Below are 23,946 nucleotides of genomic sequence, written 5' to 3'. Positions count from 1 at the left end.
TTAAAAAGAAAGATTAAATCCAAAAGAAATAATTTTTGGTATTGGTTGAGAATATGGACTACCAAAGGTTTCTGGATCAAAATATCCGTCATAATCTGTTCCGAAAACAAATAAATTTCTTCCTTCTAGGTTAAAGCTTAATCTTGAAACATTCATACTTTCTAAATATCTGCTTGGTACATTGTATCCAAACTTTATACTATTAATTCTTATGTACGAAATTTTATCTACCCAAATATCTAAATCTCTGTATGTATTACCTGTATCGTAAGTATGATACCAACTATACACTAAATCTGTTTCAAAACCTGGTGTTGTACTTCCTATAAAAGCTGGGTAACTTCCTGTCCCTGCTTTTAAGACTTCTTTATTATAGTTATATGTTGGGCTTATTTGCGTTGGGTGATACGAAGGTGTTCGTTTTATAGTTTGGTTTATGTTAAAATTGGTTGCAACACTTAAACTAAAATCTTTGTATTGAAATTTATTTATGAAACCTCCACTAAATTCAGGATCTCCGTTACCTACATACGTATATAGATTTCTATGCTCTTCTTCTGTTAACTGGCTTCCATCAACCCCTTCTGATAGATTATAAAAATCTACTGCGGTTACTTTTTTTCCATCTTTCCAAAAAAGAGGCAAACCATTACTATCTAAACCTGCTGTTTTTATTGCAAAAACTGCATTTACTCCGTATCCTAATAAAGAAGGTTTTAATTCATTATCTCTAATTTGAATCTTTTCTACTTTATTTTTATTATGTGATATGTTAAAACTTGTACTCCATTTAAAATCATCTTTTATAATATTTCTAGAGTTTATTGCTAATTCAATACCTTTATTACTTAATGTTGCCCAATTGGTATTAATGAAATTAAAGCCAGATTCTAGTGGTATAGATTGTAATCCTATTAAATCTGAACTTTTACGATAATAATAATCTGCTGAAACGTATAATCTATTATTAAATAAGCCTAAGTCAAACCCTACATTTGATGAGATTGTTTTTTCCCAACGTAAATCTTTGTTAGGAGCAGATATTACATTAATTCCTTGTTCAGAATTCCCTGGTAAAATAGTTTCATCTTTATAATTCCCTACTACAAAAGGAGATGTTGATTTGTCTATATTTCCTTGTACCCCGTATGAACCTCTTATTTTAAACTCATTAACAGCATCTATATCAAAAAAGCTTTCTCTAGCTACATTCCAAGAACCTGCAACAGACCATAATGGTAAGTACCTAAACTCTGGATTTACTCCAAATAAGTTTGATCCATCATATCGTAAACTTCCAAATACTGTATACTTTCTATCATAAGTGTAAGAAGCTGTTCCGAAGAAAGAAGCGTAAGCATTTTCATTAATTGTTTTCTTATATGGGTTAAACAATTCATTTCCTAAAGCTCTTTCGTCTGTTATAGGTATAGTTCTTAAAGTATTTGTATTAAAACCAAATCCTTTTGTATGAATTTCAGTTCGTTTATCCTCTCTAAACTCGGTACCTAACATTACATCAACTTCATGAATATTATTTATAGAAGTGTTATAATTTAATGTTGTTTTCCAATTATATTGAAAAGCATCACTATTCCAGTTTTGATTAATACCTCCTTCTGGCATAAAAAAGGCATCGTTACCGTCTTCATCTTGGTATCTAGAGCCAAATCTATATTTTCTAGTGTAGTAACTGTTTTTATCTCCAAATTTTTCAGTTTGATCAAAGTCAAACTGCATACCTAATTGAGTATATAATGTTAAAGCATTATCAAACTTATATGTAAGATCAATTATTGGTTTAATAGAATAAGATGTTAACTCTTGATTTGTATTTTGTCTTTCTTCTAATGGATTGTATTTTAAATTTAAATCTGATCTTTCAATCAAGTCTGGGTCATAATTATAACCTCCATCTGCGTTGTATGGAGTGAAATAAGGGTTTACTCTTCTTGAGTAATTTGCTGGGTTAGTGTATGCATCTGCACCAGTAATATATGATGTGCTTTTATTTCTACTTGCAAAAACAGACACTCCTACATTTAATTTATCATTTACATCATAGTCATTTTTAAACGTAAGATTGTATCTATTTAAACCAGTACCTTTTGTAGTTCCTTCTTCATCAAAATATCCTAAAGAAAAATAATATCTTGATTTTTCACTTCCACCTGAAAGTGTTAATCCGTATTGTTGATTTATTGCTGCTTGATACAACTCATTCCCCCAATTAGTATCTTTGTTTCTTAAGCTATTAATTGCATTCTGAGCTAACGGATTTATACTTGAAAAACCATTATTTTGGAAATTATTATATTCTCCATAGGCCTGTAAAATACGAGAAACTTCTCCTCTTTCACTTTGATAAGTTAAGTCTGATCTACGAGCTAAACCTAATTCAAAATCTACTTTCTCAGAAGCATTCATCAAGTTTAACCTATCAAAATCAGGACGTAAAGTTAAGAATGTGCTTGCATTAAAGTTTATCCTCATATTCCCCTCTTTACCTTTTTTAGTCGTAATTACAATTACTCCGTTTGCAGCTCTTGCTCCATAAATAGAGGTTGCAGAGGCGTCTTTTAAAACTGTTATTTCTTCAATATCTTCAGGATTGATTCCTGCAATTGGAAAAGATTTTAAGTTATCAATATTATCTTTATCTCTAAAATCTTTAGGAATATCATTTCCTTGTAAAGGAATTCCATCTAAAACCCACAAAGGATCAGAAGAACCGTTTAAAGTTGAAGTACCTCTAATTTGAATTTTAGCGGGTGCACCTGGAGCGCCACTAGTTGGTTGAACAAGTACTCCTGAAATTTCTCCAGAAAGCATCTGATCAATATTAGCTGTTCCTGCTCTTTTAACATCATCTGTTTTAATTTTTGCAAACGACGACGTAATTTTACGTTTCTCTATTTTTTGATAACCTGTTACGATAACTTCCCCTAAAAGCTCTTCCTTTTCTTTTAGTGTTATTATCATATCTGTACTTCTATTTTCTACATTTATTTTCTCTGTTTCAAAACCTATATATGATATTATAATATATTTTGTTTCCTTTGGTGCTTTAAAAGAGAAATTTCCGTCGAAATCAGTAGTTGTTCCAATCATTGAAGCTTGAATAACTCCTTCTATATTCGTTTTGTTACCAATTACTTTGGTTGAAGCGTAGATACTAACCCCTGGTAAAGTTTCATTTCTAGCTTCGTCTATTACCGTTCCACTAATCGTTTTTGTGTTTTGTGCAAAAACCGAAAATGGTATAAGAAGCAGTAAGTAAATTATTTTTTTGTTCATCATCTTAATTATTCAAATTATATTCAATTCTAGCTATTAAATCATTGTAGTGATTTTGAGTAGCCTTGTCCCCTTTCTTTCTTTTTCTTTTTAATAATTTTAAGATTCTTTCTAATTCAGCTCTCTTGTTTGAACCTACGTCTGATACCCTTGGTATATAAGAGAAATGTACATTTTTGAAGTTCTTACTTTTTAAGTTTGTTTCTTTAGTTTTCTTTAATAATATATTTCTATCTACTGTTAATACATCCACGTAATTTTTCTGGGTCATACGATCAAACATATCTATAGGTTTGTTATTAATCGTTTTCTTAAAAATAGCCTCGAAAAGTTCATTGAATAAGTACTCTTCTGTAAACACATCATTTTTGTCTGAAGCCAGTACTTTGTTCTCAATAATTCGCATTAATCTATCTGTTTCGATTAAACGATAAATCATATTTGTTTGATAAGCACGGTGCATGGAAATTGGAGAGTAAAAGCGTTCACCATCAGGAGCGTCTCTTACTGGATATACTTTGTGTATAAGATCTGGAGCGAACAACCATTTTTGGGGTAAAATTGTTTCTTTTATGATATAATCGAGTGCTTCTTTTTGTATTTTGGTTGGTACTGGAACGAAAGTGTTTTTACCATCTCCATGTATTGTGTTATTTATATATATACCCCCTATGTTTGCCATTACATGTCCGCTGTATAGTTGCCATTGATCAATCACCGCTTTATAAAGCTTTGCTGCCTTATAATAATCTTCTCCTTCTTCATACGTCCATTTAATAATGTTTGGAACTATTCTTCTTAAGTTCTCTAATCCATACTTACTTGCTTTCACAGCATCATCTCCTAAATCTTCACTTTGAGATCTTGGATCTATAATATTTCTTTGTTGTGGACCATAAAAATACATTGGATCGTTTTCATGCTTTCGTATCCATTGATTTAATATGGGCAACTCTTCATGAGGTGTTTTTATATCTAACCAACGATATCCCCAGTTGATTGCATACTTATCATATACTCCTATTTTTGGACTAATTTCGGTTACATTATCACCTGGTTGAGCTACATAATTATAGCGAGCATAATCCATAATAGATGGTGCTGTGCCTCCCATTTTCTTGGTAAAACTAGCTGACCTTAACGAGTCTACTGGATAACTAAAAGAAGCCCCCATATTATGTTTTAATCCAAAAGTATGCCCCACTTCATGAGAAGATACAAATCTAATAGATTCTCCCATTATTTTATCAGAAAAAATATTAGCTCTTGCTTCTGGGTTTATAGGTCCGGTTTGAACGCGAATCCATTGATGTAATCCTTTCATTAAATTATGCCACCAAATAATATCTGATTCTAAAATCTCTCCACTTCTTGGATCAACTATAGAAGGTCCCATTGCATTTTGTCTTTCTGATGCCACGTAGGTAATTACCGAATAACGAACATCATCAATATCAAAATCTTCATCTTCATTTGTTACTTCCTTAACTACTACAGCATCCTTAAACCCTGCTTCCTCAAAAGCTTTATTCCAATCATATACTCCATTTTTTATGTATGGCACCCATTTTTTTGGTGTTGCTGGGTCTATATAATAAACAATTTGCTTTTTTGGTGTTACTAATTCTCCTTTTTTATATTTCTCTACATCTTCCTTTTTAGGCTCAAGCCTCCAACGTGTAATTAATTCACGATGTTCTACTTCATGCTGACTATCAGAATAATAATCCATAGGCTTACTAAAATATCCTATTCTTTTATCTCCAAAACGTGGCTTCATTATATTTGTTGGTAACAAAACTATATTGGTTGTAACTCCAATTGACAGAGGTAGCGCTGCACTTTTTCCTTCAGATACACTGGTTGTTAAAAGAGATTTTACTACAATGTTTTTAGAAAAAGTTTTTAATTTCTCTATCTTAGATAGTTTTGTCTTAATACTCCCACCTAAGCCAATATTTGACAATAAGTCATTAAAGGTTTTATCTTTACCGTTAAAAACTCTGTTTACTTTAATTAATACTGATGTTTTCTTTTCGTTTTCTGACTCTATTTTAAACTCTTCTACAATAGATTCTCCAAAATTATTACGTACTGAACGAGTTATTGCATTATTTTTTGGTGAAGTTACTCTTGGGTTAATTGTTTTTACCCACACTTTATTTAATACGGTATCTTTATAAAACCTAATTAATTTAGTTTCATAGGCCATACCCTTATTTAATCCATGCCCGTTTAAAGCATAAGGAACTTGAGATATTTTGTTTACTATTAAAAAATCTTTTGAAAGCAATGAATCTGGGATTTCAAAGTAGATGTCTTCTTTTAATCTGTAAATATTAAACAGTCCCTCTTTTTTGTTTCCCTCTTTTTGTAATTTCTTGTACGAAACTTTACTAGTACTTTTAATAGTATCTGTTTTTTCTTCTTCTTTCTTTTGTGCTGCTACCATTGTGGTAAAAAACACCAAGAATAAACTAAGTACTTTTAAATTAATGTTCTTCATTTGAGAATGCCCCTTCATAAATTATGTTGTTATTAAGAAGAAACCAAATGTAGAAATGAAGATGTTTGATTAAAACTAAATGAGAGTGAAGTTACTTTATAAAGGAGTGAATTTTATTATTTTGACAACAAAGGCATATAACATTTAAAATCTTCATTAAAAACCTCTGTCTTAAATGATTTTACGTTATAAAATGCGTAGAAATTACTTAAATACCCTAAGCCTACGCTATAACTTGCTTCTTTCTTATTTTTTCTTGGATTATAATTGTTACTTACTATTATCTGGTCTTCTTCAATTAAAACTTTAATAAAAAGAGGTTTTTTTTTTGTTATTTCATTATGTTTAATAGCATTCTCAACCAATGTTTCTAATGCTAAAAAAGGAATTTTTTTTGATAAAGCTTTTCCTCCACTATTATCTACAACAGATAGATTTATACTATTACTAAATCTAATTTTTTGCAAAAAGAAGTATTGCTCTAAAAAATGTAATTCATCTTTTACTGTAGCCAAGTTTGCTTCTCTTTCTTTTAACAAATACCTATATACCTCTGAAAGTTTTAATACAAATTGCTGAGACATTTTTTTATCTACTCCTATTAAAACATGTAAAGAATTTAGGGTGTTGAATAGAAAATGAGGATTCAGCTTTTTTCGTAATTGACTTAATTGTAATCGTGCGTTTTTTTGTTGATATTGCTCGTTACTAATAGCCAATCGTTTTCTTTCTTGTTCGTACTGAAGCGTTTTTAAATATTGACTCCTTAGTTGACCTCGAGAAAAAGCTAATATTAACATAAAGGTTAGTAATGCCAACAAACTCATCCATAATAAATATTGTTTAATATCGTTAACAGATTCTCTGATTGAAATATTTAAAGGGAAACTTGTTATTAAAATTAACTCAGAGTTACCTACTTGTAACACATCATAATATCTTACCACTTCTAGGTTTAAATACTCTGATTTTACTGTTACTTTTATTGGCCCATTATTTTTCAATTCATTACTCTTCGTTTTTTTTATTATATTTTGGGGTGAAATAGTATTAAAAAATGTCTTTTCATATTTTCCAATGTAATTAGTATCTGGATGCAACATACAAACACCTGTTTTGTCTGTTACAATAACATACCCTCCATAAACACTATATTTTTGTGAAAAATAATTCCAATATTTTAATAAATTAATACTGTAGCCGTATACTATTGTAGTATTGTCTGATTGTTTTCTTACAATAATTTTCTGGTAGTACGTAGTATCTTTTTGTGTTGATACTACTTCAAAAACCTGATTTTCCTTTTTTAATTTTCTAATCCCATGTAGGATTTCTTTTTCAAGTTTTTTTTCTCCTAAAAAAGAAGTATATACGGCCTCATTTTCTTTAAAAAAATAAATAAAACTAGCATCAATAATTTCCTCAGAAAAAGCTAGCTCGCTATTAAAAACCAATCGATTTTTAAGTTGCTCTCTCTTTAATACAGTACTGTTATCTATAATCTTTTCTGCTCCTGAAATAAACTTATCAAACTCGTTAAAATCAAATTGTAATATTCCTTTCTTCTCTCTTACGTTTTGAGTTGTTGCTTCTTCTACTAACCTCTCTGCTTCTGACGTAATTTTATTTGTTATTAATTCGTATCCAATAAAAAATAATATTATTAACGATACACTTACCAGCAGGTAGTATTGATGCTTTCTTTTTTTTAATGGAAACTTCATAAGAACTAATTATCCAACCATTTTTTAAACTCTTTAATTCTTTGAGCACTTACTAAAAGCATCTCTTCTACATTTAAGTTTGGTTGTAATTCTATTTTTATACGATTATTACTATATTTTGATATATTATTAATCGCTGAATGTTGAATAATATATTTTCTATTAATCTTGAAAAAGTATTTTTCAGATAGTTCTTCTTCTAAACTAGAAATTGTTCCATCATAAAGGTAACTTTCGTTATCAAAAGTAAACAAGAACAAGTACTTTCCTTGCGCCATAAAATAAGCGACTTCCTCTCTTTTAATAGAAATAGATAAACTTCCTTTTGACACCAAAAAGCGTTCTTTTTCTTTTTGATGCTGTATTTTATTGTTCATTTGTAACAATAATTGCTCAAGCTTATCAGTGTATCCTTTATTCTCATTAAGGTTTACATATTTTTCTATGGCTTTATTAAGTAGCTCTTCACTGTAGGGTTTTAATAAATAATCTATGGCAAAAAACTGAAATGATTTGATGGCATACTCATCAAAAGCTGTTGTAAAAATAATAGGAATTGAAATTTTCAATCTTTCAAAAATTTCAAAGCTATAACCATCTCCAAGGTGAATATCGCTTAAAATTAAATCGCAAGTGTTTTCTTTAAGCCAAAGAATTGAATCTTCTACACTTTCCAACCGCTTTTTTACAGAAATTGGATAAGGACTTTTCTGCAATAAGTTTTCTAAAGAAGTTGCTGCTAAATCTTCATCTTCAATTATTACTACATCTAATATTTTCATTTACTTTATAGAGATTTAAGAGGGTTCTCCAAAAGTATTAAATTATTTTTATCTTTAACTAAAGGTTATGTTTATGCTAAAAACTATATTTGATTTCTTAACATTTTACAACACCCGTTTTGCTTTAATAAAAGCTCGTTTCCAATAATTCTCATGTAGCGAGGTTACTATTACTCCTCGTGATGTAGTTGAATGTATAAAACGAATATCTCCATTATCTACAGAAGTTACCAACCCTACATGATTTACTTTTCCTCTTTTTCTTGAGGTTTTAAAAAACAGTAAATCTCCTCTTTGAACTTCTCGTAAAGAAATATTTTCTCCTTGTAAATACATTTGATGAGACGTTCTAGCGATAGGCATGTTTCGTTGTTTAAACGAAGTAAAAATCAATCCTGAACAATCCATTCCTCTTTTCGTCATGCCTCCAAAACGATATGGCACACCTTTATAAGTAACCGCTGTCCATACTATTTTATCTGCAACTGTAACTTTGCTTGATGATTTAGTTGTTGCTAATTGTGTGTTTTTCTTAACTTTTGTTACTTTTTTTGTTCTTGTTTGGTATGTAGTACTTACATTCTTTGATGATCCACAAGAAATCATTAAAAATGATACTATACATATAAATAAGATTTTTTTTATCATGCTTTTTTATTTTTTCACTCCTGCAACAATCAACTTCGCTGTTTTTTCAGAAGCTCCTTTTCCTCCTAATTTTTGTTCTAAATCAAAATATGACAAAAATAATTTCTGGCGATGTTCTAACTCTAAAATACGTGTTAGTTCGTACTGTAAATTTTCTTTGGTAAAATCATTTTGTATCAACTCTTTTACCACTTCTCTATCCATTATTAAATTTACTAACGATATATATTTTAATGTTATTATTCGCTTAGCTATTTGATAAGAAATATTACTTCCTTTATAACACACTACCTGAGGCACTTTAAACAAAGCTGCCTCTAGTGTTGCTGTACCTGACGCAACCAAAGCAGCATGTGAAATACTTAACAAGTCATACGTTTTATTATTAATGAATTTTACATTGGCATCTCCAATAATTTCTTTATAAAACTCATACGATTGACTTGGTGCTCCTGCCACTACAAACTGATATTGTGGAAAATCTTTTACCAATGAAAGCATTACTGATAACATTTTTGTTATTTCCTGCTTTCTACTTCCTGGTAACAGTGCTATAACCTCCTTATGTCCAAGGTCGTGTTCTTTTCTAAACTTTTCGATAGAAACTTGCTCTCTTCCTGCAATTCCATCGATTAAAGGATGACCCACAAAGCGAACATTATAATCATACTTTTTGTAAAACTCTTTTTCAAATGGGAGAATTACAAACATTTGGTCGATATCTCGTTTAATATCTTTTACTCTACCTGCTCTACTTGCCCAAACTTGAGGTGATATATAATAATTGGTTCTAAAACCTTGCTTTCTTGCCCACTTAGCTATACGAAGGTTAAAACCTGAGTTATCAATAAAAATTATTACATCAGGATTAAATTGAGCAATATCTTTTTTACAAAAAGAAATCATTCCTAAAATCTTTCGTAAATTCATCAACACCTCAACAAAGCCCATAAAAGCACGCTCTTTATAATGCTTAACAAGTGTACCGCCAACTTCTTGCATTAGGTCACCTCCCCAAAAACGAATGTCAGCTTTCGGATCTTCCTTTAACAAGGCCTTCATCAAATTAGCTCCGTGCAAATCACCTGAAGCCTCACCTACAAGAATGTAATATTTCATGTATTAAAATTAGAAAAACTTTAAATATGCTGTTAATAAAGCTACAGCAATTGTAGTTATTAACACTCCTCTTGCTCTGTAATCTTGTTTTTTCTTTAAAAACACCCAAAAAACAAATAAGTTAGGTATTGCTGCCAGAGCTATTACAGAACCTAATACCCCTCCTTCTCTTATTTTAGAAATCGTTTCTGAAATACTAAGTTCTGAAATGTACTCTAAATAAACAAAGAAGCCACAAGTTGTTGCCAACAATGAGACTATGATTCCTATTAGTATTTCTTTTTTTATATGTCCCATGTATGTAACTTTTGAATTGCGTGATGTGCTGTCATATCAAATTGAACAGGCACTACCGATATAAAACCATTTTCTAACGCCCAAATATCAGTATCTTGTCCTTTATCTCTATTAATAAACTCTCCTGAAAGCCAATAGTACTCTTTGCCAAACGGACTTTTACGTTTATCAAACGTTTCTTTCCAATAACCATTCGCTTGTCTACATATACGAACTCCTTTAATTTCGTCTTCTTTCAACTTCGGAATGTTTACATTTAAAATTACCCCGTCAGGTAATCCGTTTAATAAAACATTTAACGCTATTTTTTCTATAAACTTACGTGCAGCTCTAAAATCAGCATGCCAATCAAAATCTAATAAAGAAAAACCTATTGCTGGAATCCCTTCAATACCTGCTTCAACAGCAGCACTCATGGTTCCTGAATAAATTACATTGATGGATGAATTGGATCCGTGATTGATTCCTGAAACACATAAATCTGGTGTACGATTTAAGATTTCATTTTTTGCCATTTTAACACAATCTGCAGGCGTACCAGAACAACTGTACTCTATTTGTGGACCTTCATCAATGGTTATAGGGTTACAATGTAACACATTATTCACCGTAATAGCATGCCCCATTCCACTTTGTGGGCTATCAGGAGCCACCACCACTACATCCCCTATTTTATTCATAATTTCAATCAACATACGAATACCAGGAGCCGTAATTCCGTCATCATTCGTAACTAAAATCAAAGGTCTATCTTGCATAGTAAGTAAGTTTTACAACAAATGTAATATAAAAAATGGATTCTTTTTTTAACATTTTGTAAAGACAAATTGGTTCATTTTATGTGTAAAATTGTGGTAATCAAACCCAAGCATTATGGTACGGATTATTGTTTATGTAACTATTTTTATAATTTCTTCTTTTTTTTCAATTATTTCAGCACAAAACGCCCCCACAATACCATGTAACGAAATAGGTTATACCCAATTTGATTTTTGGGTCGGAAATTGGAATGTTTATAACACTGAAGGAAAATTAATTGGTCACAATAATGTTATAAAAACGCCTAATGCCTGTGCTATTCAAGAAAATTGGGATTCAAAAACATCCAAAAATAAAGGGACTAGCTACAATTATTACAATAAAAAAGATAATACTTGGAATCAGGTTTGGATTGATAACACTGGTTTTTCATTAGTTTTAAAAGGTAGTTTTAAAGATAATTCTATGATTTTAAAAAGTGATCTTATAAAAAAAGATAAAGGCAATTATTACAATCAAGTTACTTGGACAAAAAACAAAGATGGTTCTGTAACTCAAGTTTGGAATCTTCTAAATGAAGACCATAAAAAGACTCAAGAAGTTTTTAGAGGCATTTATAAAAAGTAATAATGCTAAAAAATTGGCATTATTTTAGTAGCTTAGCAACACAACGACTCAACACAAATTAAAAAGACAGAAGATTTTATGAAGACGAAGTTTATTATACCATTTTTAGCAATCACACTTTTATTTTCTAATTCTGTTAGTTCTAATACAGTTCCTAACAACGATCCAGAAAAAGATCGTGTAATTGTTTACGTTTTAAAAAATATTTTAAGTCGATATCATTACGTTCAAAAAAAATTAAATGATGACTTTTCCGAACATGTATATAACACATTTATCGATGGACTTGATCCTAATAAACGTTATTTTACTCAAGAAGATTTAAAAGAATTCTCTCAATATAAATATCAAATTGACAATCAATTAAGAGACTCAAATATTGATTTTTACAAATTGGTGTATCAACGCTTTTTAGAAAAGATGGAGTCTGGTAAAAAGACCTATCGTTCCTTATTAAAACAACCTTTTAATTATAAAAAGAAAGAGGTTATTGATGTTGATTATGATAAGGTTCCGTATGCTAAAAACGAAACTGAATTAATGAATTACTGGAGAAAGCAATTAAAATTATCTATTTTAAGTAACATTGAAGACGCCGAAAACCAGCAAAACGAAAAAGCTAAAAAGGATAAAAGTTTTAAAAAGAAAAGCTTTAAAGAACTAGAGGCTGAAGCAAGAAAGAAAGTCCTAAAAAATATGGACGATTTATATATGCGTATCGGTGAACTTGAGAACTCTGATTGGTATTCTACTTTTTTAAACAGTGTAGTAAGCGGTTTTGATCCACATACAACCTATATGTCTCCTCGAATTAAAACACGTTTTGATCAAGAGATGTCTGGTAAATTAGAAGGTATTGGAGCTCGTTTGCAAAAAAAAGGAATTTACACCCATATTGTTGAATTAATTTCTGGAGGTCCAGCATGGAAACAAGGTGAATTAGAAGCTGACGATATTATTTTAAAAGTTGCACAAGGTGATGAAGAGCCTTTAGATATTGTTGGAATGCGTTTAGATGATGCCATAAAATTTATCAAAGGAAAAAAAGGAACTGAGGTACGTTTAACTGTAAAGAAAAAGATTGATGGTTCTATTAAAGTAATTCCAATTATTAGAGATGTAGTTGAGCTTGAAGAAACTTTTGTAAAATCAAGTATTGTTGAAAAGAATGGCAAAAAGTATGGGATTATTAATCTTCCTAGGTTTTATATAGATTTTAATGACTTAAGCCGTAGAGATGCTGCTAAAGACATGGAAAAAGAAATTGAGCGTTTAAAAGAAGAAGATGTTCAAGGTTTAATTGTTGATTTGCGTGACAACGGTGGTGGGTCTTTAAAAACAGCTATTGAAATTGGTGGTTTATTCATTAACAAAGGACCAATTGTTCAAGTAAAATATCGTGGTGAAGATCCTTTAGTAAAAGTTGATACTGATCCAAAAATTCAATGGGAAGGACCTTTGGTAGTAATGGTAAATGAATTTTCTGCTTCAGCTTCTGAAATTTTTGCTGCTGCAATGCAAGATTATAAGCGTGGGGTTATTATTGGTGGTAAACAAACTTATGGTAAGGGAACTGTACAAAATGTATTGCCTATTAACCGTTTTTATGAACAATATCCTAACGATTTAGGTGCTTTAAAAATGACCATTCAAAAGTTTTATAGAATTAATGGTGGTTCTACTCAAATTGAAGGAGTTTATTCTGATATTTCTTTACCTACCCGATATAGTTATATGGACTTTGGAGAACGTGATTTAGACGGTGCTTTGCCTTGGGATAAGGTACAACAAGCAAAATATACTGCTACGAATTCATACAGTAACTTTGCTGATGTAGTATACAACAGTAAACAACGTGTAATGAATAACGAAAAGTTTAATAAAATAAATGACTATGCTAAATGGTTAAAGAAAAATCAAGACGAAAGAGTCTATTCTTTAAACTATGATGCTTTTAAAAAGGAAAGCGAAGCTAAAACAAAAGAAGGAGAACAGTTTAAAGATATTTTTAAATTTGATTCTCATCTAACTTTTGTCTCTCCTAAATATGAGTTAAATTTATTTAAAAAGGATACTGTTTTAGAAGAAAAAAGAGTTGCATGGCATAAAAACCTTCAGAAAGATATTTATGTAAATGAAGCGCTAAACGTTCTTAGCGAGTTGAAAATGAACGATAATCATGTAGCTGTAAAACATTAAAAAAAAGGGTTCATTCGAACCCTTTTTCTTTCTACTCATTTTATGTTAAAGAACACTTTTTTAAACTTGTTGGCTACTTACTCAAACGATAATAGCTTCAATATTTTATTGTGGCAAGAAATAGAAGAGCATTATACCAGTAAAAAAAGACATTATCACACATTTGAACATCTTGAAAATTTACTTTTTCAATTAACTCCTATAAGAACCAAAATAAGTAGTTGGAACACAATTCTATTCACACTGTTTTATCACGATGTTATCTATAATTCTTTAAAAAACAACAATGAAGAAAAAAGTGCTGAGTTAGCTGTAAAAAGAATGAATCAACTTTCAATTCCCAATAAAGTTATAGAAAATTGTTTTTCACAGATTTTAGCCACTAAATCTCATAAAACATCTGAAAATTCAGACACCAACTACTTTACAGATGCTGATTTATCTATCTTAGGTCAAAACTGGGAAGTATATACTCAATATTATAAAAATGTTCGAAAAGAATACGCCATTTATCCTAATATAATCTATAATTCAGGTCGTAAAAAAGCTTTACAGCATTTTTTAACAATGGAAAATATATTCAAAACAGAATACTTTTACCAAAAGTTTGAGGAAACAGCACGAAAAAATATTCAGAAAGAAATTGAACTATTATAATAGCTCAATTTTAACTACCAACCCTTCATTAGAACGAACATTAAACACCGTTTCATCCTCAAAAATTAAGTACTGTCCTTTTATCCCCGCCAATTTACCTGTATACGTTCCTTCTTTCTCTAAATTCAAACTTTTAGGCTTTTTAGGGAACTTTTCAACAGGAAAATTAATATTCGTTTCAGTATTATTCGCTATGTAGTATTCTTTCGCTTCATCAGGAATAAACTCTTGTAATCGCTCACGCCATTCTACCAAGTTTTCATCTTTAATATCATTCTTCAACATGGTTCTCCAATTCGTTTTATCCGCTACATGCTCTTTTAAAGCTACCTCGGTAATTCCTGCTAAATAACGATTCGGCACCTCTACTATTTCAATAGCTTCATGCGCTCCTTGATCTATCCAACGAGTGGGTACTTGTTGCTTTCTTGTCACTCCAACCTTTACATTACTTGAGTTTGCTAAATACACAATATGTGGCTGTAGCTGTACCCTTTTTTCATACTCCAAATCTCTATCTTCTTCTCCTAAGTGTGCTTTACTCAATTCAGGACGCATAATCCAATCTCCTGCAGTTGGAATTTCAAAAAAGCATTTTTTACAAAATCCTTGACGGTATATTTTCTTTTCTAAATGACAGTTTAAACACTCGTAAGTAACAAAACTTAAGGTTAATTCTTTATTCAATAACTGATTCATATTCAAAAAATCCACTCCCATATCTAAATAGTATTGAACTGTGTTTAAATTCTCGGTAGGCATTTTTTTTAAAACTCCTTGGTACTGCATGTCTTAAATTTTGTTACATTTAGCTTCACAAAATTACAGTAAAAAAATTGAATTAATAGTTAATCTATGACGTTTCCATTTATAAATTCAATCATCTCTTGGTTCTTAAAAAAGCGTAAACATCAAGTAGAGTTGTTTTTAAAGTATCCTATTGATGTTCAAAACGAGCTACTACTAAAGCTTGTAACTGCTGCTAAAAACACTGAATTTGGGAAACAACAAAACTTTTCTTCAATTAAAAGTTATACTGACTTTGCCAACAACGTTCCCATTCAACGTTATGAAAGTATTGAACCACTTATTGAGCGTTGTAGAAAAGGAGAGCAAAATTTATTTTGGCCTACACCTATACGTTGGTTTGCCAAATCAAGTGGTACTACCAATGCAAAAAGTAAATTTATTCCTGTAAGTGATGAAGCTATTGAATATTGTCACTTTAAAGCAGGAAAAGATATGTTATGCTTATATATCAATAACAATGAAAACGCAAAGCTTTTCACTGGTAAAGGACTCCGTTTAGGTGGTAGTTCTGCTGTATACGAAGACAACAACAGTTACTTTGGTGATTTATCGGCAATAATTATTGAAAACATGCCTTTTTGGGCAGATTTTAGCTCAGCTCCAAAGCAAGAAACAGCATTAATGAGTGAGTGGGAAACAAAAATGGAAGCTATTATTAACGAAACCATTCATGAAAATATTACAAGCTTAGTTGGTGTTCCTTCTTGGATGTTAGTTTTATTAAATAGAGTATTAGAAAAAACAGGAAAGGATAATATTTTAGAAGTTTGGCCTAATCTGGAGGTTTATTTTCATGGAGGAATAAACTTTAACCCGTATAGAGAGCAGTATAAGAAACTCATTCCAAGAGACGATTTTAAATATTATGAAACCTATAATGCATCAGAAGGTTTTTTTGCTATTCAAGACCGAAATGATTCTGACGAAATGTTGTTAATGTTAGACTACGGAATTTTTTACGAGTTTATTCCAATGAGCGAATACAACGGAGAAAATTCTAAAGCAATTCCTCTTTCTGAAGTAAAAAAAGGCATTAATTATGCTATTATTATTACCACAAATGGTGGTTTATGGCGTTACTTAATAGGAGATACTGTTAAGTTTACCTCAACCAATCCTTATCGTATAAAAATTACTGGACGTACTAAGCATCATATCAATGTTTTTGGAGAAGAGTTAATTATTGAAAACGCTGAGGATGCTTTAAAAGTAGCGAGTGATAAAACCAACTGTGAAATTAAAGAATATACCGTTGGTCCTATTTTTATGAATGGTAAAGAAAATGGAGCCCATGAATGGGTTATTGAATTTAAAAAAGCTCCTGAAAACCTTACCTTTTTTACTGAAGAATTAGACGAAGCTTTAAAAAGCTGCAACTCTGACTATGAAGCTAAGCGTTATAATAATATGACTTTAGCAATGCCTAAGATACATCAAGCTCGTGAAGGCCTGTTTTATGACTGGATGAAGAAAAAAGGAAAATTAGGTGGACAACATAAAATTCCTCGTTTATCTAATAGTCGTGATTTTGTTGAAGAACTTTTAAAGCTATAGTTTACTATTCTGTTTTAATTTTAATAGGTAATTGGTACTTTGTTACTACTGGAATTTCTCTTTTGGTAGCGGGAGCAATTCTTGGTAATTTTTCTATTGCCAACTTTATTATACTATCTAATTCTGGTAATTGAGTCATAACAACACTAGAAGCAGTAACCTCAGTTAAAACAAATTTCCCTTCTTTATTAATCAGAATATCAATTAAAACTTCTTCATCTAAACTATTTTTAGTAACAAAATTATGTTGCTGTAAACTCGTCGTTATTCTTTTATGAATTTCTTTTCTAAAACAATTCGCTTTTGCTTTATCAAGTAGATCTTTACATTTATTAAAAGCAGGGTACTCATCTACTTTTGTAAAGTCAACTACTGTATCTACAACTTGTGAGTTATCTTTTTTTAAATATGAAAAGAAGTCACAAGAAGAATATAGTAAAGCACAAAATAAAAAAGCTACACAACGAGAATTCATCTTATTGATTTTAAGATGAATATACAAAATTAAATACTATTGTAAAATCTCTCCTTGTAAGAAATAGTACTTTTTAATTTCTTTTATTCTTTCTTTTGCATATTTGGTTAAAACTGAATCTTTTCTTTCAAAACGATTTACGTAATTTTTGTAATATTTATAAGCTATTCGTTTATCCTTATAATAATCTTCACTAGTTTTAGCTAGTTGGTACAAGGCTTTATAATTTTTTCTATTCTCTTCAAAAGCTCTTTTATAAGACTTTACCTCTTCTTTTGGATTTCCTAATTTTTCGTACACTCTTGCTAATTGATAGTACTCAACATCTCGAGGCTCTTTACCCGCAAAAGTTGCCACCATATAATCTAGCTGAGCTTTATAAAACTTTTTCTTTTCAAAATTGATGTCTCCTAAATAGGTATACGCTTTAAAATCTGATCTATCAATTCTTATAGCTTTATTAAAGTACTTTTTTGCTTCGTCATATTTCTTTAGATTGAAAAAACAACGCCCTAGCATTTTCTGTGTATAATGTTCGTTGGGCGCTATAGTATCTATTCTTTGTAAATATTGAATGGCTTCAGTAAACTTCTCTTCTCTATATAAATTATTAATTTTCAACTTATTTAAGTTCATATGATTTGGGTTCACTACCAAACCTTTATTTATAAAAATGTTTGCTGAATCTTTATCTCTTAATGAAGTGTAGGCTAATGCTAAGTGGTGAATAGACTTGATATGAGTTGTATCATTTTTATAAGCTTCTAAAAAACTATTTATTTTTAGATTTCTTTTTTTTAACATTCCATAAGCAACTCCCAATCGGTAATAATAATTTGCATTTGTACTATCTTGTTTAATGATATTTTTAAAAGTATCGATTGCTTTTGCAGGTTGCTTGGTTTGTGTATACAATTTTCCTAATTGATACTTAATGAGTAAATTTTCAGCATCATCATTTATAATACCTTCATAAACATCAATAGCTTTTTGTAGTTTATTCTCTTTTTTATAAGCTTTTGCTAACTTTATTTTTACTGAATAATCATCTTTTAACTCCAATGCTTTTTCGTAATATATAGAAGCTTTTTTATAATCATCAATTGAAGCGTAAATAGATGCTACTTTTGAGGTTGATTGAAAAGTAGTATCTAACTCATGTAACTTTTTTAATGCTGTTTGGTAACGTCCTATATTCACTAAACTATCAATAGTTTTAAAAGTCGAAACTTGTGCCTCGACTTTTAAAATTCCTATTACAAAAACAATAAGTAAAATTTTATTTCTCACGTTTCTATTTTTGGTATTGTTCATAAGTTATCTAAGCTGGCAATATAGTTAATTATACATTAAAATGTGATAGGCAATACAAACCCAGTTCTTACAATTTTACCATTCTTTTCTCCTGGTTTCATTTGAGGTAATTTTTTTAGCATATCAATTGTGTGTGTTTTTAACTCTGGATGCGGTGCACGAACTTTAAAACCAAATACTCTCCCATCTATTCCTATTTTAAACAAAGCATAGATTCTTTTTTTTCCAGAAATCTCCTTTATTGAATCTGCTAACTTTACATTAAAATTCTTTTTCACAAACTTCATCATACTTAAATTAAAACATTTTCTATCACCTTCTTCACAACCAGGAAATGTTGGAGCTTTATCCAAACTAGAAAATGGTACATCTTCCACTTCACTCATGTTTTCTTTTGTAATATTCTTACTTCTCTTCTCACTAAGTTTTACACTTGAGCACGCAGTATATAAAATCATGCTTCCTAGTAATGGAATTAGCAGCAAATACTTTAGTTGTTTTACTTTTTTTGATTGTGTTTTCGTCATCATAATAATTCGTTTTTTGATTAATGAATGTTTATAAAATTGATTAATGAATGAAATATGCTCGACCTGAAAAATATCAGCGAGTAAATGGTTGATATAATTTTCTTTTTTATCTGATTTACTAGCAATAGCATCTGAAATATATTCATGAACTAACGATATACGATTCTGATACACATACACCATAGGATTAAACCACATAACTATTTTTAAAAACTCAAAAAACAATAAATCTATCGTGTGCTTTTGGTCACTATGCACTAACTCATGTTGAATGATTTTTTCTCTTTTTTGAGAAGGAATGTCGTTTCCTAAAAAAATATAATTGAAGAATGAAAACGCCTTCGTTTCTTTTGGCAATAAAACCAACTTATAATTTTCTTTTCTAGCAACGCCATATTGTAAAACTAATCGAATAATCCGTTCTAACTTCACTAAAAACACTACAAAAAACAATAAACACCCAATCCAAAATAGTACATCTAAATTATTGAAAGATTGATACCAAGACGCTTTTTCAATGACTTTTTGAGGTGATAACACTACCTCTGGCAACAAAATATAATACTCTTTAGGAACAGCCTTTTGAACTGTTGAAATTTTAAACAAAGGCAATACAAACGATAGCACTGCTGTACCCAACAAATACCATCGGTTTTTGGTAAAAAAGGTTTCTTTGCTTAAAAAGAAATCGTACACTGCTACAAAAAGAACTTGAAATAATACAACTTGAATGATATAATTTATCATGACTTCTTATTTTTATTCACTTCTTTTAAAATACTCTCCAGCTCTTGAATATCCATTTTGTTTTCTTTCATAAAAAACGACACCATGCTTTTAAATGAGCCTCCAAAATAGCCGTTCATTAACTTATGTAAACTCTCATTACTATACTCTGACTTTTCTACCAATGGATAGTAGACATATCCCCTACCTTTTGACTCGTGCCCCACAAACTCTTTGGTCTCCAAAATCCTTATAATAGTTGAGACAGTATTATATGCTGGTTTTGGCTCAGGTAATTCAGTTATTACTTCTTTTACTGAAGCTTTTTTTAACTTCCATAATACCTGCATTATTTGCTCTTCTGCCTTCGTTAATTGTTTACTCATGATATCTTTTTATAAATATTTCCGAAACAAATATAACTATAAAATTAGTTAAAACTAATTTTATAGTTAATAAATATGTAACAAAGCTTTTATATCTTCGTCTTATCAATAAAAAGGTTAATGGATATATTTTTAGTAATACTCGGTTTTGTATTTGCTTGTTTAGGAATTATTGGTTCATTTTTACCAGTATTACCAGGCCCTATTACTAGCTGGGTAGGTTTGTTATTATTACATTTAACAAAAGCTGTTCCTCAAAACTGGACATTTTTGGGAATCACTTTAGCTATTGCTGTCATTATCTTTTTTCTTGATTACTTTATCCCTGCTATGGGAACTAAACGATTTGGAGGCACCAAATATGGAGTATATGGCACTACTATCGGATTAATTATTGGACTACTCTCTCCTATTCCTTTCGGAATTTTAATTGGCGCTTTTGTAGGTGCTTTGGTTGGTGAATTGATTTATGATAGCAAAGACACTAACAGAGCAATCAAGGCATCATTTGGTGCTTTTTTAGGTTTTTTAGCTTCTGCAACCATTAAATTTTCAATTTCAATGGTATTCTTAGTGCTGTTTTTTGTTAAGTTCTGGGAATATAAAGCTGCTTTCTTTTAGAAATAAGCTTGTTATATTTAGCTTTTTACTTCCAATCATGAGATTCCTCCTCGTACCTCGTTTGGAATGACAGATATTCATTATTTAAGAAGTCAGCAATTACACTTAATCCTCAGATTAAAGCATTTGTTTAAGCTCCTCGAAGAGAGCGAGTGCGAAAAGCGGGAAATAGCTTCAGAATAAACGTAAATAAAATGCAAAAAAAAAGCAACCCATCTAAGGGAAGCTTTCCATTGGTTAACAAAACCATGATACTATTTAAAGTATCTAACAACACAACTAAATGCTGTCCTTTTAAAATTAGACAGCCTGCAAATATACATTCTTTTTAGAAACTCACAAATAAAAAATAACTTTTTTATAAAATCTATGTGATACTACCGTTGTCTAATTTTGTAATTGATTGTATCTTTGCACCTTTAAATTAAAATTACTTAAAAATTAAGTCAATGCAATTATCAGAACAAGAAGTTGTACGTAGAGAAAAACTATCAAAATTACGTGAACTGGGTATCAATCCATATCCAGCAGATTTATTTCCATTCAATTCAAATTCCAAACAGATTAAACAGGAGTTTAAGGAAGGTAAGAAGGTAGTTATTGCTGGTAGGTTAATGTCTCGTCGTATTCAAGGAAAAGCTTCTTTTGCTGAATTGCAAGATAGTGAAGGACGTATTCAAGTATACTTTAACAGAGATGAAATTTGTACTGGTGAGGACAAAACTTTGTACAACGAAGTATACAAAAAGTTATTAGACATAGGTGATTTTGTAGGTATTGAAGGAGAGTTGTTTAAAACTCAAGTTGGAGAAACCACCGTAATGGTAAAAGATTTTAAATTATTAAGTAAGTCTTTAAAACCATTACCATTACCTAAAGTAGATGCTGAAGGAAATACCTTTGACGGATTTACAGATCCTGAGATGCGCTACCGTCAACGTTATGCTGATTTAGTGGTAAACCCACAAGTAAAGGAAGTATTCGTAAAACGTACTAAGTTATTCAATGCCATGCGTCAGTTTTTTAATGATGCTGGTTATTTTGAAGTAGAAACACCTATTTTACAACCTATTCCAGGTGGGGCTGCCGCCAGACCATTTATTACGCACCATAATGCATTAGACATTCCGTTATACATGCGTATTGCGAATGAGTTATACTTAAAGCGTTTGATTGTTGGTGGTTTTGACGGTGTATATGAGTTTTCTAAAAACTTCCGTAATGAAGGAATGGACAGAACACACAACCCAGAATTTACAGCCATGGAAATTTATGTAGCTTACAAAGACTACAACTGGATGATGGAATTCACCGAAAAATTATTAGAGCACTGTGCTTTAGCAGTAAACGGAACTACGGAAGCTACTTTTGGAGAGCATAAGGTAGATTTTAAAGCTCCGTATGCACGTGTTACGATGGCAGATTCTATCAAACACTTTACTGGTTTTGACATCAACGGAAAATCGGAAGATGAAATTCGTAAAGCTGCTCAAGACATGGGTATCGAAGTAGATGACACCATGGGTAAAGGAAAGTTAATTGATGAAATTTTTGGTGAAAAGTGTGAAGGAAACTACATACAACCAACGTTTATTACTGATTACCCGAAGGAAATGTCCCCATTGTGTAAAGAACACCGTGACAATCCTGAATTAACCGAACGTTTTGAATTAATGGTATGTGGTAAAGAAATTGCCAATGCATACTCTGAATTAAACGACCCTATCGATCAACGTGAGCGTTTTGAAGCACAATTAAAATTAGCAGCTCGTGGTGATGATGAAGCTGGTGAATTTATCGATCAAGACTTCTTACGTGCGTTAGAATATGGTATGCCTCCTACTTCTGGATTAGGAATTGGAATGGACCGTTTAATTATGTATTTAACTAACAATCCGTCAATTCAAGAAGTATTATTCTTTCCACAGATGAAACCTGAAAAGAAAGCTCCTAGTGTTGAATTAAACGACGATGAGAAAGCTGTACTGGCTTTATTAGAAAAAGCTGAAAAAATAGGTTTAAATGATTTAAAAGCTCAAAGTGGTTTATCTAACAAAAAGTGGGATAAAACTATTAAAGGATTAACTAAAAACAACCTTGCTAAAGTTGAAAAAACAGAGGAAGGTTTGTTTGTAGAAATCGTATAAAGTATTTCTGAAACTTAATATAATTGAAAAGCAATCTTACTTCGGCTACGCTCAGTAACCAGTAAGGTTGCTTTTTTGTTTGGTTTTTATGCTTTTTTGGGTAAATTAGCTAGCTATGCTATGGATTTCAGTTATTAAAACTATACTCATATCCTCAATAACGCAATAGTTTATTGTAAAATGCAAGAAACAGAATTATTTCAAAAACAGTTAATTTTGGATATAGAAAGAATTTTCAAAGATCTTGAAAATGATTTGAAGTCAATATCACCTAAATCAAACGAGCGCCTATTAAAAGAAGAACAAGTTCGATCTTGCCTTTATTTTTCATTAAAAAACCAAGGTTATTTTGTTTCTGTTGAAAGAAATTATTCTAGGCATAAAAACATTGAATGTGATATTGTTTTTTGGAAGAATAATTCATTTGAAAAATGGGTTGAAATAAAAACAAGCCATTATTCTGAATTAAAAAATGATAAGAGGAGGCTTGATAAAAACAAGAAGGATACATGGATAAACAAGCCAAAAGAACAAATTAACAATTGGCTTAATGATTTTAAAAAGCTAGAACGCTTGGATATAAATAAAGAAAAATATTTTTTCTTAGTTGAGCAACACTCAAGAGTTTCACTATTTGATATCGAAGTAAATAAAAATGATGAGATCAAAAAATTAAAAAGTAACGAAATTATGAATCTTACCTTTGAGTTGGAGTGGCCCAATGCTCCTGTTGATTTTTGTACATTACGCCTTTTTAAACTATAAAAT

General features: G+C 30.6%; 20 protein-coding genes. 7 read left to right on the top strand and 13 right to left on the bottom strand.

What is annotated here, in order from left to right; genetic code table 11:
- From AC3VJB_RS15330 to surE, 8 genes are all read right to left on the bottom strand, one after another.
- A complete protein-coding gene (locus tag AC3VJB_RS15330) occupies positions 1–3,300 on the bottom strand; it encodes a SusC/RagA family TonB-linked outer membrane protein (protein ID WP_317166131.1) in 3,300 nt (1,099 codons plus the stop codon).
- A gap of 1 nt (position 3,301) precedes the next feature.
- On the bottom strand, positions 3,302–5,821 hold the full coding sequence (locus AC3VJB_RS15325) for a zinc-dependent metalloprotease (protein ID WP_047790525.1): 2,520 nt from the start codon (positions 5,819–5,821) through the stop codon (positions 3,302–3,304).
- Positions 5,822–5,919: 98 nt separating this feature from the next.
- The gene (locus AC3VJB_RS15320; RefSeq protein ID WP_253680862.1) at positions 5,920–7,527 is read right to left on the bottom strand and encodes a sensor histidine kinase; all 1,608 of its coding nucleotides are present in this window, start codon (positions 7,525–7,527) and stop codon (positions 5,920–5,922) included.
- 5 nt (positions 7,528–7,532) lie between these two features.
- A complete protein-coding gene (locus AC3VJB_RS15315; RefSeq protein WP_159615642.1) occupies positions 7,533–8,309 on the bottom strand; it encodes a LytR/AlgR family response regulator transcription factor in 777 nt (258 codons plus the stop codon).
- Between the two features lie 105 nt (positions 8,310–8,414).
- Complete coding sequence (locus AC3VJB_RS15310; protein WP_047790528.1) at positions 8,415–8,957, bottom strand: C40 family peptidase; 543 nt, start codon at positions 8,955–8,957, stop codon at positions 8,415–8,417.
- Between the two features lie 6 nt (positions 8,958–8,963).
- Entirely contained in the window at positions 8,964–10,076 is a 1,113-nt protein-coding gene (gene lpxB / locus AC3VJB_RS15305; RefSeq protein ID WP_437823863.1) for a lipid-A-disaccharide synthase, read from the bottom strand.
- Positions 10,077–10,085: 9 nt separating this feature from the next.
- Positions 10,086–10,373, bottom strand: a complete 288-nt coding sequence (locus AC3VJB_RS15300; protein WP_073184398.1) for a hypothetical protein — start codon at positions 10,371–10,373, stop codon at positions 10,086–10,088.
- Positions 10,361–11,131, bottom strand: a complete 771-nt coding sequence (gene surE / locus AC3VJB_RS15295; RefSeq protein ID WP_047790531.1) for a 5'/3'-nucleotidase SurE — start codon at positions 11,129–11,131, stop codon at positions 10,361–10,363. Before surE ends, AC3VJB_RS15300 begins: the two co-directional genes overlap by 13 nt.
- A 115-nt stretch (positions 11,132–11,246) precedes the next feature.
- Between surE and AC3VJB_RS15290 the strand changes: the two genes are divergently transcribed.
- The 3 genes from AC3VJB_RS15290 (at position 11,247) to AC3VJB_RS15280 (ending at position 14,615) form a co-directional block, all read left to right on the top strand.
- Complete coding sequence (locus AC3VJB_RS15290; protein WP_053056772.1) at positions 11,247–11,759, top strand: hypothetical protein; 513 nt, start codon at positions 11,247–11,249, stop codon at positions 11,757–11,759.
- A 78-nt stretch (positions 11,760–11,837) separates the two neighbouring features.
- Positions 11,838–13,958 carry a carboxy terminal-processing peptidase gene (locus AC3VJB_RS15285; protein ID WP_047790532.1) on the top strand — a complete coding sequence of 707 codons (2,121 nt, stop codon included), beginning with the start codon at positions 11,838–11,840 and terminating at the stop codon, positions 13,956–13,958.
- 42 nt (positions 13,959–14,000) lie between these two features.
- Positions 14,001–14,615, top strand: coding sequence for an HD domain-containing protein (locus tag AC3VJB_RS15280; RefSeq protein ID WP_437823860.1), 615 nt, complete (start codon positions 14,001–14,003; stop codon positions 14,613–14,615).
- Here AC3VJB_RS15280 and AC3VJB_RS15275 read toward each other — a convergent pair.
- Positions 14,610–15,404 carry a DUF2797 domain-containing protein gene (locus tag AC3VJB_RS15275; protein ID WP_437823858.1) on the bottom strand — a complete coding sequence of 265 codons (795 nt, stop codon included), beginning with the start codon at positions 15,402–15,404 and terminating at the stop codon, positions 14,610–14,612. The genes AC3VJB_RS15280 and AC3VJB_RS15275 overlap by 6 nt on opposite strands.
- Before the next feature lie 66 nt (positions 15,405–15,470).
- Here AC3VJB_RS15275 and AC3VJB_RS15270 point away from each other — a divergent pair, with 66 nt between their 5' ends.
- Complete coding sequence (locus AC3VJB_RS15270) at positions 15,471–16,979, top strand: GH3 auxin-responsive promoter family protein (RefSeq protein WP_047790535.1); 1,509 nt, start codon at positions 15,471–15,473, stop codon at positions 16,977–16,979.
- Positions 16,980–16,983: 4 nt separating this feature from the next.
- Here the strand turns inward: AC3VJB_RS15270 and AC3VJB_RS15265 are convergent, their stop codons facing one another.
- Genes AC3VJB_RS15265 through AC3VJB_RS15250 form a run of 4 tightly spaced genes read right to left on the bottom strand, consistent with a single transcriptional unit; the run spans position 16,984 to position 20,410 of the window.
- The gene (locus tag AC3VJB_RS15265; protein WP_073184394.1) at positions 16,984–17,454 is read right to left on the bottom strand and encodes a hypothetical protein; all 471 of its coding nucleotides are present in this window, start codon (positions 17,452–17,454) and stop codon (positions 16,984–16,986) included.
- 36 nt (positions 17,455–17,490) lie between these two features.
- Complete coding sequence (locus AC3VJB_RS15260; protein ID WP_437823856.1) at positions 17,491–18,744, bottom strand: tetratricopeptide repeat protein; 1,254 nt, start codon at positions 18,742–18,744, stop codon at positions 17,491–17,493.
- Positions 18,745–18,803: 59 nt separating this feature from the next.
- The gene (locus AC3VJB_RS15255; RefSeq protein WP_437823854.1) at positions 18,804–20,045 is read right to left on the bottom strand and encodes a M56 family metallopeptidase; all 1,242 of its coding nucleotides are present in this window, start codon (positions 20,043–20,045) and stop codon (positions 18,804–18,806) included.
- A complete protein-coding gene (locus AC3VJB_RS15250; protein WP_125066790.1) occupies positions 20,042–20,410 on the bottom strand; it encodes a BlaI/MecI/CopY family transcriptional regulator in 369 nt (122 codons plus the stop codon). The genes AC3VJB_RS15255 and AC3VJB_RS15250 overlap by 4 nt, the downstream gene beginning before the upstream one ends.
- A 120-nt stretch (positions 20,411–20,530) precedes the next feature.
- Here AC3VJB_RS15250 and AC3VJB_RS15245 point away from each other — a divergent pair, with 120 nt between their 5' ends.
- From AC3VJB_RS15245 to AC3VJB_RS15235, 3 genes are all read left to right on the top strand, one after another.
- Positions 20,531–21,031, top strand: coding sequence for a DUF456 domain-containing protein (locus AC3VJB_RS15245; RefSeq protein ID WP_099215456.1), 501 nt, complete (start codon positions 20,531–20,533; stop codon positions 21,029–21,031).
- 449 nt (positions 21,032–21,480) lie between these two features.
- Positions 21,481–23,178, top strand: coding sequence for a lysine--tRNA ligase (lysS, locus tag AC3VJB_RS15240; protein ID WP_437823851.1), 1,698 nt, complete (start codon positions 21,481–21,483; stop codon positions 23,176–23,178).
- A gap of 180 nt (positions 23,179–23,358) precedes the next feature.
- On the top strand, positions 23,359–23,943 hold the full coding sequence (locus tag AC3VJB_RS15235) for a hypothetical protein (protein WP_253680876.1): 585 nt from the start codon (positions 23,359–23,361) through the stop codon (positions 23,941–23,943).
- The last annotated feature ends 3 nt before the right edge of the window (positions 23,944–23,946 follow it).

It is taken from the genome of Tenacibaculum sp. TB-53, assembly GCF_059716285.2.
Note: the sequence above shows the minus strand (reverse complement) of the source record. Positions and strands in the feature narration are given on the sequence as shown.